The sequence below is a fragment of the Pseudomonas sp. P7548 genome (genome assembly GCF_013386585.1).
GTDB lineage: Bacteria > Pseudomonadota > Gammaproteobacteria > Pseudomonadales > Pseudomonadaceae > Aquipseudomonas.
On record NZ_JACARO010000048.1, the window covers coordinates 1 to 13,811 of the forward strand.

Sequence of the window (13,811 nt, forward strand, 5' to 3'; positions counted from 1 at the left end):
TCGAGCGGTTCTCATGATCGATCCACACCACCGAATCACCCGCAACCACCAGGCGATGCGCCAGGGCATGGCTCCAACCAAACCCCAACCCGCAATCCACTTCCACGGCGCTGGTGCGATAAAGCCGGGTCCACTCGAACGGCAATATCCCATCGAGCGTGCCATCGGTGAGGGTGAGCAATTCCTCGCCGGTGACCATCGACACCGGGCAGCCGTTCTTGCACGTAGTCGCCGAGCAGGTCGCCGCATCGCCGTTCTGGTTTTTCCCGGACACCGGCACGTCATCGACCTGTTCCTGCCTGACCAGCACCGTACGCTGTGCAGCCTTTTCCCGAACTACCGGCACCGGGTTTGAAACCAGGTGATTCCCAGCCTTCAACGGCACAGCCGGGATCATCTTGATCGGCGTTGCAGGCCCCCCAAGCAATAAGGGTCTAACCACCTCGACATGTGCGTCCAAACGGGGCCCTACAAGCTGCTCCGCCAACATCTCCAGCCATTTACGCACTCGGCCGGACTTGATATGCCCCAGCACCTGAACCCCGAGGCGCACCGTTACACCCATGCCTGCCGTTGCCCGAATCAGCAACAGGCTGATCAGGATCTCGCCGGTGATTTCGCCCATCACCTCGTTCATTTCCTGCGGTGGCAACATCCGAATCCAGCTGGATATCGCCGACACATAAATGAACAACAGCGGCTCGTCATTGAGCACCAGCAAACCCTTGGCAATGGATTCGCTGCCCAGCTTCAGCAGTTCATCTAGTTCGGCTTGCGACAGGTAGTGCAGCAGCTTTTCACTGTTGGGCTTTATATCGGCCAGCAAGTCGAACAGCTGGGTGAGGTTGTCCCAAAGGCTGTACAACGCCTTGCCCATGCCACTCAGAAACGCTGTCTCCAGCATCCGGCGTCGGTCAAGCGGGGTGGCGTCGGTATAGTCTTTCCACTGGGTTTCGAAGGTGCTTTTCCAGGCTTCACGCAAACGCGTTTCCAACCCTTCGATCACAGTCTGGTAAGACGCATACAGCGCCTTGACGTGGTCCTTGGAAACGTTGGGATAAAAGGTGACCTGGTAACGTTGATCGCGGGTGCAATCCTTGACTTCAAGAATGCCGCTGGGGCCGATGGTGCGATGAAGGGGAGGGCCGATTGGGCTGCCATCCGGGGCGATGGCTTGGAGCATCACGGGTGTGTTGCCGATTGGCACGAACTGGGTGCTTTCAAACAGGTGCACCAGCGTCAGCGAACCCTGTGCGTCGCACATGCCGACGGTGGGACTTGGTGCTTTAGAGGAGATCGGCGCGACCAGCGCTACTTCATCGCCGACCTTGAAGACCTGTTCGACTTCCAGCGCTGAAAAGCTCCAAAAGCTTTCCGCCCAGTCATCAAACGTGTTCAGGCATTCCCGGAAATCGCGAAAGACGGCTTCGACATCGACCGTCTTCACGTCCATTGGGGTCAGGGCGAGCCTGCCAATGGCCGGGTTCAAGAAACAGCTCCAACAACAAGAAAATCCATCTGCAATCCTTCGCACTGTGTGATCAGGCGAAGGACTTTGCAGTGGTTTTCAGGCGTTTTCTGTAGAGCTTATCCGGCGGTCACGTGCGAGGTTTCAACAGCATTCGTACGCTTTCGGCCCAGCACCAAACTGCACAGCGCCGGCAGGAACAACAGCGTCAACACCGTGCCCACCAGCACTCCGCCGATCAGCACATACGCCAGCGACGACCAGAACACCGACAGCGTCAGCGGAATGAACGCCAGCGCCGCCGCCAGCGCGGTCAATATCACCGGCCTTGCACGGCGCACCGTGGCTTCGATGATCGCCTCGCGAATGGCCATGCCGTGTTCCTCGTTCTGCCGGATCTGGTCGGTGAAGATCAGCGTGTTGCGCATCAAAATACCGCCAATGCCGATCAACCCCAGGATGGCGTTGAAGCCGAACGGCTGGTTGAACAGCAACAAGGTCGGCACCGCACCGATCAGCCCCAGCGGGGCGGTGGCGAAGACCATGAACATCACGCCGAACGAGCGCACCTGGAACATGATCACCGTCAGGGTCAGCAGGATCATAATCGGGAACAGCGCCGCCAGGGCGACGTTGGCCTTGGCGCTTTCTTCCACGGGGCCGCCGATGTCGATCTGGTAACCGGCCGGCAGTTTGGCGATCAGCGGTTGCAGGTCTTTGTAGGTGGCCATTTCAACGTCGGGCGGTTGCACGCCGTCGATGATGTCGGCGCGTACTTCCACCGTGGTCGCTCGGTTGCGACGCTTGAGGATCGGCTCCTCCATCACCGCCTGGAAGTGCCCGACCTGGGCCAGCGGTACCGAGGTGCCGGCGCTGTTGGTGAGGGTCATGTTGTTGAGGTTGCCCAGGTTCTCCCGCTGGCTGCCCTGAGCACGGGCCACCACCGAGACGGTGCGGTTACCCTCGCGCACTTCGGTGATCGGGTTGCCACTGAGCAGCGCATTGAGCTGCGACTTGACCTCATTGGGCGTGAAACCCAACAGGCGCAGGCGGTCCTGATCCAGCACCAGGCGATAACCGCTGGTGCGCTCGCCCCAATCGAGGAAGACGTCCTTGGTCAGCTTGTTGGCCGCAACGACTTTGCGCACCTCTTCAGACAGGCCGCGCAGCACATCCACGTTCGGCCCGGAGACGCGGAACACCACCGGGAACGGCACTGGCGGGCCGAACAACAGCTGCGTTACGCGCACCCGTGCCGACGGAAATTCACCCGCCGCGATGCGTTCACGCATGCGCACTTTCAAGGCGTCGCGGGCATGGGAGTCCGGGGTCTGCACAATCAGCTTGGCAAAGGCCGGGTCGGGCAGCTCGGGGTTCAGCGACAGGAAAAAGCGTGGCGCGCCGCCGCCCACATAAGTGTCCACCAAGCTGGTTTGCGGTTCTTCCAGCAGGGCTTTTTCCAGTTGCGCCGCCACCGCCTCGGTGCTTTTGAACGCACTGCCAGGCGGCATGTACACCTCCAGGATCAGCTCGGAGCGGTCGGAGTTGGGGAAAAACTGCTTCTTCACCACGCCCATGCCCAGCCCGCACAGCACAAACGCGGCCACCACCAATCCAGTGACCAGCCAACGGCCGCGCACGCAGGCCTCCACCAGGCGTCGCAGCTTCTGGTAGTAGCGACCGGCATAGATCGCGTCGTGGCCACCGGGCACGGGTTTGATCTGCGGCAGCAATTTCACACCGAGGTAGGGCGTGAACACCACCGCCACCAACCAGGACGAAATCAGCGCAAAGCCGACGATCCAGAAGATATTGCCGGCATATTCCCCGGCGCCCGAGCGGGCAAAGCCCACGGGCAGGAAACCGATGATCGTGACCAGCGTGCCGGTGAGCATCGGCGCCGCGGTGGAACTCCAGGCAAAGGTCGCGGCATGAATCCGGTCGAAGCCTTCTTCGAGTTTCACCACCATCATTTCGATGGCGATGATCGCGTCGTCCACCAGCAAACCCAGGGAAATGATCAGCGCGCCCAGGGTAATACGGTCGAACTCGCGCCCGGTGAGCAGCATGATCACGAACACCACCGACAAGGTCAGCGGCACCGCTGCGGCCACCACCAAGCCCACACGAAACCCCAAGGCCAGCAGGCTGATAACCATTACCACGGCCAGGGCGACGAAGAACTTGAGCATGAATTCATTCACCGCCAGGCTGATGTTCTTCGCCTGGTCGGACACCTTGGCGAAGTTCACGCCCAGGGGCAGGTCGGCCTGGATTTTGGCTTCCTGGGCCTTGAGGCTCTTGTCCAGTTCGAGGCCGTTCCAGTGCTTCTCCATGATCACCCCGAGCATCAACGCCGGGTCGCCCTGATGGCGAATCCGATAGCTGGGTGGGTCCTCATAACCTCGGCTCACGCTGGCCACATCGGCGATGCGTAGCAGCCGGCCGTTGACTTCCAGCGGCACGTTTTCAATCAGCGCCAGGCTGTCGAAGGCGCCGTCGATGCGGATGTAGGCGCGGGCGCCGGCGGTTTCCACGAAGCCTGAAGGGGCCACGGCATTCTGGGCGGCGAGGGCGGCGAAGATCTGGTCGGGCTTGATGCCCAGGGTTGCCAAACGCTCATAAGAGAACTCGACAAAAATGCGCTGCGCCTGCTCGCCGAGGATATTGACCTTCTTCACCCCCGGCAGGTTGAGGAACCCCTGGCGCAGGTCCTCGGCCATCTGCACCTGTTGCCGATGGGGCAGGTGCTCGGCTTCCAGGGCGTACAGGGCAAAGTACACGTCGGAATATTCATCGTTGAAGAACGGCCCGATCACGCCCTTGGGCAGTTTCGAGGCTTCATCGCTGAGCTTCTTGCGGGTCTGATAGAACAGGTCCTGGATTTCGCTGGGCCGCGTGGACTCCTTGTAGGTCATGCGCATCGAGACAAAGCCCGGTTGGGCGATGGTCTCGACGCGGTCGTAGTAGTCCAGTTCCTGCAGGCGTTTTTCCAGGCGATCGGCCACTTGCTCCTGCATCTCCTGGGCGGTTGCCCCGGGCCAGGAGGCGGTGATGGTCATCACCTTGACGGTAAACGAGGGGTCTTCGGCGCGCCCCAGTTTGCCGAACGAGAAGATCCCGGCCGCGAGGATCGCGATGATCAGGAACAGCGTGACGGCGCGGTGCTTGACCGCCAGTTCCGAGAGGTTGATGCCGCGCATGCTCAGTGGTCCTGTTTACGGTTGAGGGCCAATTGCTGGGCCGGCAGCAGGCGCACGCTGTCGCCGTTGTGCAGCAGGTGCGCGCCGAGGGCGACGATGGTCTGGCCGGGGGCCACGCCGCTGTCGAGCAGGGCGTCCTCCTGGCCGAGACTGGCGACTTTCACCGGGGCAAACGTGACCTTGTCGTCCACGCCGATCAGCCACACGCCGGTGCCTTGTCCCGCATCCTGCAATGCGCCGATGGGCACGCGGGTTTGCTGGGCCTGGCCGTTGCCTTGCAGGCGTACGGTGATGGTGGAACCGAGGGCGAAGCGGTCGACGGCGCCGTGCAGTACGTAACGGGCGCGGTAGGTGCGGGTGGTGGGGTCGGCACTCGCAGACAGCTCGCGCAAGGTGGCGGTCACGGCCTGGTCCGGGGCGCCGAAGGGGAAGGCCAGGGCTTTCTGCGAGGCCTGGTCGCGGCTGTTTTCCGGCAGGTTGACGATGGCTTCACGGGCCCCGTCATGGGCCAGGCGTGCGACGATTTGCCCCTCGGCGACCACTTGGCCACGGTCGACCCGCACGTCGGTGATGATGCCGTCGCCGTCGGCCTTGAGGACGGAATAGGTGCGGCGGTTTTCGATTTGGCTGGCGTCGGATTGCGCGGCGGCCAGTTCGGCTTCGGCCACCCGCAGGTTGGTTGCCGACTGGTCGAAGATCTGCCGCGACACGGCACCGGTGCTGGCCAGGCGCTGGTAGCGGTTTTCATCGTCGCGGCGTTGGCGCAACTGCGCCTGGGCGGCGCTGACGCGGTTCTTGGCCGAACGCAGGGCCAGTTCGAAGTCGCCGATGTCGAGCACCAGCAAGGTGTCGCCACGGGACACGTGCTGGCCCGGGTCTACCTTGCGTTCGATGACCTTGCCGCTGACCCGGAAGCCCAAATCGCTTTCCGTGCGCGCCGCCACCACGCCGGTGTAGGCGCTTTGCTGGGTGCCGGCGGCTTCGACTTTGGCCGCCAATACCGGGCGGGGCAGGGGCACTTCGGCGGCGGTGTCGGCCTTGCTGTTGCAGCCGCTGAGGGTGATCAACAGGGCCAGGGGCGTGAGAAGACGCAGGGGGAGAAGGTTCATGACGGGCTCCGGGGGTAACCATTGGGCAAAAAATTATGGACATAATTTTTTACGCATATTATGGTCGAAATATAAATTAATCCAGCCCCCGGATATTCCCCATGGCAAACGCCCCGGCACCGTCACGCCGCTTGTTGTTTCTACTGGTTGCCCTTACCGCCTTGGGTGAGGTTTCCACCCAATTGATCATTCCCGGCCTTGGCGCCATCGAGCACGCACTGGCGGCGCCAGCGGGTTCGGCGCTGTTGGCGTTGTCGGCCTTCGTCGCGGCATTCGGCCTTGGCCAATTACTGTTCGGGCCGCTGTCGGACCGTATCGGCCGCCGCCCGGTATTGATCGGTGGCCTGGTGCTGTATGTGTTGGCGACGCTGTCGATGCTGTTGGTCAACGATATTGGTCAGTTCATCGCCGCCCGTGTGCTGCAGGGCTTGGGCGCCTGCGCCGCATTGGTACTGGCGCGCACCGTGGTGCGGGATGTGTGGAAAGCCGAGGCGGGGCCTGCACTGGCCCTGACCATGATCGGCATGCTCTATGCCATTGTGGTCGCGCCGATGGTCGGTGGCCTGTTGATCAAGCTATTCGGTTGGCACGCGCCGATCATCCTCGCACTGGTGATTGGCAGCGTGGTGTTACTGCTGGCCCTGCTGTTCTTTCGCGAGAGCAACCACTTCCTCGATCCCAAAGCCGGCCACTGGCGCACGCTGGGCGGGCAATACCTGGACCTGCTCAAGGGCCGCCAATACCGCGCATTCGCCGTCGCCCTGGCGTGCACCTATGGCGCCATGTTTGCGGTGATTGCCGGTTCTTCAGCCGTGTTCATCAATCTGCTGGGCTTCAGCAGTCTGGAGTACGGCATCAATTTCGGCCTGATCGTGTCGATGCTCATCGTTGGTTCCACCTACACCCGACGCAACATCATGCGCCTGGGCCCGCAGCGGATTGTGGCGATCGGTGTGACGATGGTGGCTGTCGGCGGCGTGTCCGCCGTGGCCATTTATAAGCTGTTCGGCTTGTCGGTACTGGGCCTGGATGTGCCGATCGCGCTGGTCACCCTTGGCGGTGGCCTGGTGTTACCGGGCTCGGTCACCGGTGCCGTCATGCCCAACGCGCACCGCGCGGGTCTGGCTGCCGGCTTGATGGGGTTTGCACAGATGTTCGGCGCTACCTGCAGCGGCGTATTGCTAAGCCAACTGCGCGATGGCAGTGCCGCGCCGATGATCATCATCCAGGCCTGTATTGCGGTGACGGCCTTTATCGCGTTTCACTTGCTGCGTCAGCGCCAAGCCAAGGGATTGTCCTATACATAGAACGATCAAGGCCGCTTTTGCCGGCTAGTGCTCACCGGCCAACCGACTTAAGGTGTACTCACTTTGGAGGTACACCATGAAAAAATTGATCGGCATCTATACCAGCCCTCGCGCCCATTGGGTCGGTGACGGCTTCCCGGTGCGCACGCTGTTTTCCTACGACTCGATGGGCAAGCACATCAGCCCATTCCTGCTCCTGGATCACGCCGGCCCGGCCGATTTCACACCCACCGAACAGCGTCGCGGGGTCGGCCAACACCCGCATCGCGGTTTTGAGACCGTGACCATCGTGTATGACGGCGAGGTCGAACACCGCGATTCCACCGGCGCAGGCGGCAAAATCGGCCCTGGCGACGTGCAATGGATGACGGCGGCCAAGGGCATCCTCCACGAAGAGTTCCATTCCGAGGACTTCGCCCGTCGCGGCGGCGCACTGGAGATGGTGCAACTGTGGGTCAACCTGCCCGCCAAGGACAAAATTGCCGACGCCGGTTACCAGACGATTGTCGACGGCGACATCCCTGTGTTGCCCCTGGCCGACGGCGCCGGGCACCTGCGCCTGATTGCCGGTGAATTTGCCGGTGCCCAGGGCCCGGCGCGCACCTTTACACCTATCGACGTGTGGGACTTGCGCCTCAACGCCGGCAAACCGGTCACTCTGGACCTGCACGCCGGCCGCAACACCGCGCTGGTGATCCTGCGCGGCACGGTGCTGGTCAACGGTGAAGAAGTCGCACGCCAAGGCCAATTGGCGCTGTTCGAGCGTGATGGCCGCCAGCTCACCCTGGAAGCCAACGATGACGCCAAGGTGCTGCTGCTCAGCGGCGAGCCGATCGACGAGCCCATTGTCGGCCACGGCCCGTTCGTGATGAACACCGAGCAGGAGATCCACCAGGCGTTCGAGGACTTCCACTCGGGCAAATTCGGCCAGATGCACGCCTGACTGCTCACCGCAAAACCCTGTAGGAGCCGGCTTGCCGGCGATAGCATCAGCGCGGTGTAACTCATATACCGAGGCGTCTGCATCGCAGGCAAGCCAGCTCCCACATTTTGTTTCCAGCGTTTTCATTTCATGCGATCTTCTCGGCATGTCCCCTGGAGCCGCCTGGATGCCCTCATTTATCGCTGAACACCCGATGCTGTGCGCCCTGGCGCTGATCTTTATCGACATCGCCGTGTGGCGCCTCATCTCCGTCAACCTCGCCAGCTGGAAACTCGCCGCACGCCTGGCGATCTTCGCCGTGTACAGCGCCGTACTGTTCAACGACGGCATGAACCCCATGCAAATGGCGCCCTATGCCGACAACACCGCGTTGCACCTGGCGGCCACGGCCTTGCAGATCGGCTGGTGGCTGTTCGCGGCGCGTACCCTTACGGTGTTGCTCGGCACGCTGATGATGCAGCGGGTCGGCCACACCGGGCGGCTGTTGCAGGACCTGGTGGGCGCGGTGATCTTCCTGATCGCCATCATTGCCGCCATGGCCTATGTGCTCGACCTGCCGGTCAAGGGCGTGCTCGCCACCTCTGGCGCGGTGGCGATCATCGTCGGCCTGGCGTTGCAGAGCACCCTCAGCGACGTGTTTTCCGGGATCGTCCTCAACACCACCAAGCCCTATCAGATCGATGACTGGATCTCCATCGACGGCACCGAAGGCCGGGTCACCGACATCGACTGGCGCGCCACGCGCCTGCAAACCTCCCAGGGCAGCCTGGCGGTGATCCCCAACTCCCTGGCGGCCAAGGCCAAGATCATCAACTTCTCCCGCCCGGCCGATATGTTTGGCCTGGCGGTCAGCCTGCAAGTCAGCCCCCACGCGCGCCCGCAAACCGTGATCGAGGCGCTGGAGCGGGCGATGCAGGGGTGCCGACCGCTGCTGGCCAAACCGGCACCCAGCGTGGCGTTCAAGACCTCTGCCAGTGGCGGCGTCGAGTACGAAATCAGTGGTTTCGTGCCGGCCATGAGCCTCAAGCGCGAAGTGCGCAATCAGCTGTACGACCTGGCGTTCCGGCACTTGCAAGCGGCGGGGGTGGGGCTGTTGTCGGCCACCGAAAGCAGCGCCCCACCGGCCATGTCCGCCGCGCGAGCGCTGCTGGAGCGTTCGTCGATCTTCTCCACCTTGCGCCAGGAAGAAAAAGACACCTTCAGCCAGAACATGACCCTGCACACCTACCGCGCGGGCGAGATGATCCTGCCGGCCGGGGAGGTCAGCGATCACTTGTTCATCGTCGAGTCCGGCGTGGTCTCGGTGATGCTGATCAAGGGCGGCCATAAGTTTGAGGCCGGGCGCATGGGGCCGGGGGAGGTGATTGGCGAGGCGGGGATCTTGTCGGACCAGGCCGCGCTGGCGGATTTTTCGGCGAAGACCTTTTGCACCCTGTACCGCATCGAGAAGGAATACTTGAAGCCGTGCCTGGATGCGCGCCACGACATCAGCGAGGCGATGAAGGCGTTGCTCGATTTCCGCGTGCACGCCGCGCAGGCCCTGACCCAGGAGGCGCCGGTGGTGCCGGTGAAGAAGGGCTTCCTGCAGTGGCTGCGCCAACGTGGTCTCTGAGCGATAAATCTGACTAACCTGCATTTTTCGCACGTTACCCCACGCAATAAATCGTTTGTCCAACGGCTGGCCGATGACAAAACTGCATGTCACTCGGATAACAACAACGTTGGGCGAACCACATGCAACTCGAGCGCAATTTTTTCAACGGTCAATTTGTCGAACCTGCCAGCGACGCGCTGATCGCCGTCTACAACCCGGCCACCGAAACCCTGGTGGGCCACGTCAGCGCGGCCACGGCCGATGAGGCGATTGCCGCCGTCGACGCCGCCGCCATCGCCCAGAAAACCTGGGGCAAGCTCACCAGTATCGAACGCGCCGAACACCTGCGGGCCTTTGCCGATGCCCTCGACGCCTGCGCCGAAGCCATTGGCACAGCCCTGGCCAGCGAGTCGGGCAAGAGCGTCAGCGACGCCAGCAACGAAGCGCGCTACGCCGCCCAGATCACCCGTTACCACGCCGAATGGGCGCGCCGTATCGAAGGCGAGATCATCCCCAGCGATACCCCGGACGAAAACCTGTTCCTGCAACGCGAGCCGATTGGCGTCGTGGCCTGCCTGATCCCGTTCAACTACCCGGTCTACACCCTGCTGCGCAAGATCGCCCCGGCGCTGATCGCGGGCAACACCGTGGTGGTGCGTCCGAGCAACAACACGCCGCTGTCGGCGTTCGAGATCGCCCGTGCGGTGGTCAAGGCCGGCATTCCGGCGGGTGTGATCAACATCCTGACCATGGACCACGGCACCGCTGCCAGCGTCTGCACCCACAAGGCCGTCGGCCTGATTACCCTCACCGGTAGCGTGAATGCCGGGCGCATCGTGCTCGATTACTGCAAGGCCAACATCGCCAAGCCGTCCCTGGAACTGGGCGGGAAGACCCCGGCGATCATCGAAGCCGACGCCGACCTGGAAAAGGCCGCCAGCGCCATTGTCGCCTCCAAGACCACCCACTGCGGCCAGCTGTGCACGGCGGTGGAGCGTGTCTACGTGCACGAGGCTGTCTACGACCGGTTCCTGGCCTTGCTCAAAACAAAGATCAGCGCGGTGAAGTTCGGTGATCGCGCAACCGACGCCAGCCTGATGGGCCCGCTGGTCAACGCCAGTTCGCAAAAGAATATCCACGCCATGGTCGAGCGCGCCGTCGCCGCCGGTGCTGTACTGGAAACAGGCGGTGTGCTGCCCGAGGGCCCGGGCCATTTCTACCCGCCGACCTTGCTCAGTGGTTGCCGCCAGGACATGGAAATCATCCAGGAAGAAATCTTCGGCCCGGTGTTGCCGGTGCTCAAGTACCGCGACATCGATGAAGCGCTGGCCATGGCCAACGACCATCAGTTCGGCCTGTCATCGGTGCTCTACACCGAGAACTACCGCACGGCGATGAAAGTGGCGAATGCCATTGAAGCCGGCGAGTTGTACGTCAATCGCACCCCGGCTGACCCTTACCAAGGGTTCCACGCCGGCTGGAAACGCTCGGGGCTGGGCGGCGATGACGGTAAGCACGGGATGCTTGAATTCACCCAGACCCGCTTGGTGGTCATGAAGTACTGATCCACGAACACCTGCTGCACCTTCAATAAAAACAATTATCAGGGCACCCGCGCATCGGGTGCCTGAGGTCCACACGATGTCCAAGCCTGCACCCGTTGCCCAGGTTTCCGTTGCCGTGTCCGCGGCAAACAGCGACAAAGCCAGTCGCTACTTCCAATTGCTGTTGCTGGTACTGGCCGCAGGGGCGATCTACCCGATCCTCTACCTGCGCCAGGTCTACCAGACCACCATGCTGGAAGTGTTCCACATCAACCACAGCGAGCTGGGCTACCTGTACTCCATGCTGGGCACGATCTTCCTGCTCAGCTACTTGCCCAGCGGCTGGCTGGCCGACCGTTTGCCACCGCGTTTCCTGATCTTCTTCTCCCTGGTCGCCACCGGCGCATTGGGCCTGTGGTACGCCAGCGTGCCGTCGATGACCGGCTTGATGATCATCTTCGGCTGCTGGGGCCTGACCACCGGCCTGACGTTCTGGGCTTCGGTGCTCAAGCGCGTGAAGATGATTGCCCACCACACCGAACAGGGCCGTTTCTTCGGCATCCTCGACGGCGGCCGTGGGTTGGTGGAAGCCTTGCTCGCCACCGTCGCCCTGGGCTTGTTCGCCTACGCCACCGAGACCCGTAGCGAGTCGGCCGCCGAAGGCTTCAAGCACGTCGTGTACATGTACTCGTTCATCTGTATCGCCATCGGCTGCGGCCTGGTGCTGCTCAAGGACCCCAAGTCCCTGGCTGAAACCGCAGCGGTGGAGAAGGGCAAGTTCAACCTGATCGCCGACCTGACCACCCTGGTGAAGATCCCCGAGCTGTGGCTGGTGACCGCCATCGTGTTCTGCGGTTACCACATGTTCTGGGCCACCTACAGCTTCTCCGACTACCTGCAAGGCAGCGGCATGACCGCCGTGATGGCCGGCACCATCACCACCATCAAGCTGTGGATGCGCCCCATCGGCGGCATTGGTGGCGGTTGGCTGGGGGACAAGTTCTCGAACATCTCGGTGCTGATCGTCGCCCTGGCGCTGGTGACCCTGGCGATGGTCGGGCTGATCGTGTTCCCGGCGTTCAACAGCCTGGGCCTGCTGATCGGCACGGTGATCTTCATCGGCCTGATGACCTACGCGATCCGTGGCCTGTACTGGGCGATCCTCGACAGCTGTGACATCCCGCTGCGCATCACCGGGCTGGCCATCGGCATCGTCTCGGTGGTGGGTTACCTGCCGGACACCTTTATCCCGCTGATCAACGGCTACCTGACCGACACCTACCCAGGCAAGGCCGGCTACAACCTGTATTTCGGCTACATCGCCTTCATCGGCGTGCTTGGCACCCTCGCGGCCTTGACCCTGCGCGCCCGAATCAACCGTAAAAAATTCAACCAGACAGGTGCCTGAGATGAAAATCGTCGCCCTTGAAACCCATATCGTTGCCGTTCCACCGCCGCACATCGGCGGCATGTACTGGCTGTTCGTCAAGCTCAAGACCGACTGCGGCATCGAAGGCGTCGGCGAGATCTACGCCGCCACCTTCGGCCCCAAGGCCATGCTGCCGATCATCGAGGACGTGTTCGAGCGCTACCTGCTCAACCATGACCCGCACCACATCGAACGCTTCTTCCGCCAGGCCTACTCCAGCGGTTTCACCCAGCGCCCGGACCTGACCATGATGGGCGTGGTCAGCGGCCTGGAAATGGCCTGCTGGGACATCATCGGCAAGGCGGCGAACAAACCGGTCTACGAACTGCTTGGCGGCAAGGTCAACGAGCGCCTGCGCTCCTACACCTACCTGTACCCGGTCAACAGCAAGGGTGAGTACGACTACGACGACCCGGACCTGGCGGCCGAGTGCGCCATCGAGAACATGAACAAGGGCTTCACCGCCGTGAAGTTCGACCCGGCCGGCCCGTACACCGCGTACTCCGGTCACCAGGTCTCGCTGGAAGTGCTGGAGCGTTGCGAGACCTTCTGCCGCAAGATCCGCGAAGCGGTGGGCGACAAGTGTGACCTGCTGTTCGGCACCCACGGGCAGATGGTGCCGTCATCGGCGATCCGCCTGGCCAAGCGCCTGGAAAAATACGACCCGCTGTGGTTTGAAGAGCCGGTGCCGCCAGGCCAGGAGGACGCCATGGCCCAGGTCGCGGCCAAGACCAGCATCCCGATTGCCACCGGTGAGCGCCTGACCACCAAGTACGAATTCTTCAAGCTGCTGCAAGCCGGTGGCGCGTCGATCCTGCAGATGAACGTGGCGCGTTGCGGCGGGCTGCTGGAAGCCAAGAAGATCGCGAGCATGGCCGAGGCCTACTACGCGCAGATCGCCCCGCACCTGTACAACGGGCCCATTGGCGCGGCTGCCAGCTTCCAGTTGGCCACCTGCACGCCGAACTTCCTGATCCAGGAAAGCATCATGACCTGGGGCGGTTTCCATGCCGAAGTCCTCACCAAGCCGCTGCAATGGGAGGACGGCTACATCATCCCGTCCACCGAGCCGGGCCTTGGTGTGGAGCTGAACATGGACGTGGTGCGCAAACACACGCCGTACACCGGTGAGCGCCTGCACCTGCAAATGGCGCCGACACCGGCTGACGTGAAAGACACTTCGCCCGCCAAGGGCTAAAAAAAACGACTACGCG

At 62.5% G+C, this 13,811-nt stretch carries 9 protein-coding genes; 6 read left to right on the forward strand and 3 right to left on the reverse strand.

The window, feature by feature from the left end:
- The 3 genes from HX803_RS20485 to HX803_RS20495 form a co-directional block, all read right to left on the reverse strand.
- On the reverse strand, positions 1 to 1,489 hold a 1,489-nt coding region (locus HX803_RS20485), incomplete at its 3' end, for a DUF6531 domain-containing protein (RefSeq protein ID WP_372339932.1).
- Between the two features lie 98 nt (positions 1,490 to 1,587).
- Positions 1,588 to 4,671 carry an efflux RND transporter permease subunit gene (locus HX803_RS20490; RefSeq protein WP_178922976.1) on the reverse strand — a complete coding sequence of 1,028 codons (3,084 nt, stop codon included), beginning with the start codon at positions 4,669 to 4,671 and terminating at the stop codon, positions 1,588 to 1,590.
- Between the two features lie 2 nt (positions 4,672 to 4,673).
- Positions 4,674 to 5,780 carry an efflux RND transporter periplasmic adaptor subunit gene (locus tag HX803_RS20495; protein ID WP_178922979.1) on the reverse strand — a complete coding sequence of 369 codons (1,107 nt, stop codon included), beginning with the start codon at positions 5,778 to 5,780 and terminating at the stop codon, positions 4,674 to 4,676.
- A gap of 101 nt (positions 5,781 to 5,881) precedes the next feature.
- Here HX803_RS20495 and HX803_RS20500 point away from each other — a divergent pair, with 101 nt between their 5' ends.
- The 6 genes from HX803_RS20500 to HX803_RS20525 all read left to right on the forward strand — a co-directional run bounded on the left by HX803_RS20500 (position 5,882) and on the right by HX803_RS20525 (position 13,795).
- Positions 5,882 to 7,087 carry a multidrug effflux MFS transporter gene (locus HX803_RS20500; protein ID WP_178922981.1) on the forward strand — a complete coding sequence of 402 codons (1,206 nt, stop codon included), beginning with the start codon at positions 5,882 to 5,884 and terminating at the stop codon, positions 7,085 to 7,087.
- A 76-nt stretch (positions 7,088 to 7,163) separates the two neighbouring features.
- On the forward strand, positions 7,164 to 8,030 hold the full coding sequence (locus tag HX803_RS20505) for a pirin family protein (RefSeq protein WP_178922983.1): 867 nt from the start codon (positions 7,164 to 7,166) through the stop codon (positions 8,028 to 8,030).
- A 166-nt stretch (positions 8,031 to 8,196) separates the two neighbouring features.
- Positions 8,197 to 9,642 (forward strand): mechanosensitive ion channel family protein, encoded by a 1,446-nt coding sequence (locus HX803_RS20510; RefSeq protein WP_178922985.1) that lies wholly within the window; start codon positions 8,197 to 8,199, stop codon positions 9,640 to 9,642.
- Positions 9,643 to 9,764: 122 nt separating this feature from the next.
- The gene (gene aldA, locus HX803_RS20515; RefSeq protein WP_178922987.1) at positions 9,765 to 11,189 is read left to right on the forward strand and encodes an aldehyde dehydrogenase; all 1,425 of its coding nucleotides are present in this window, start codon (positions 9,765 to 9,767) and stop codon (positions 11,187 to 11,189) included.
- Between the two features lie 76 nt (positions 11,190 to 11,265).
- A complete protein-coding gene (locus HX803_RS20520) occupies positions 11,266 to 12,576 on the forward strand; it encodes a nitrate/nitrite transporter (protein WP_178922989.1) in 1,311 nt (436 codons plus the stop codon).
- Between the two features lies 1 nt (position 12,577).
- Positions 12,578 to 13,795, forward strand: coding sequence for a mandelate racemase/muconate lactonizing enzyme family protein (locus HX803_RS20525; protein ID WP_178922990.1), 1,218 nt, complete (start codon positions 12,578 to 12,580; stop codon positions 13,793 to 13,795).
- Positions 13,796 to 13,811 lie beyond the last annotated feature (16 nt).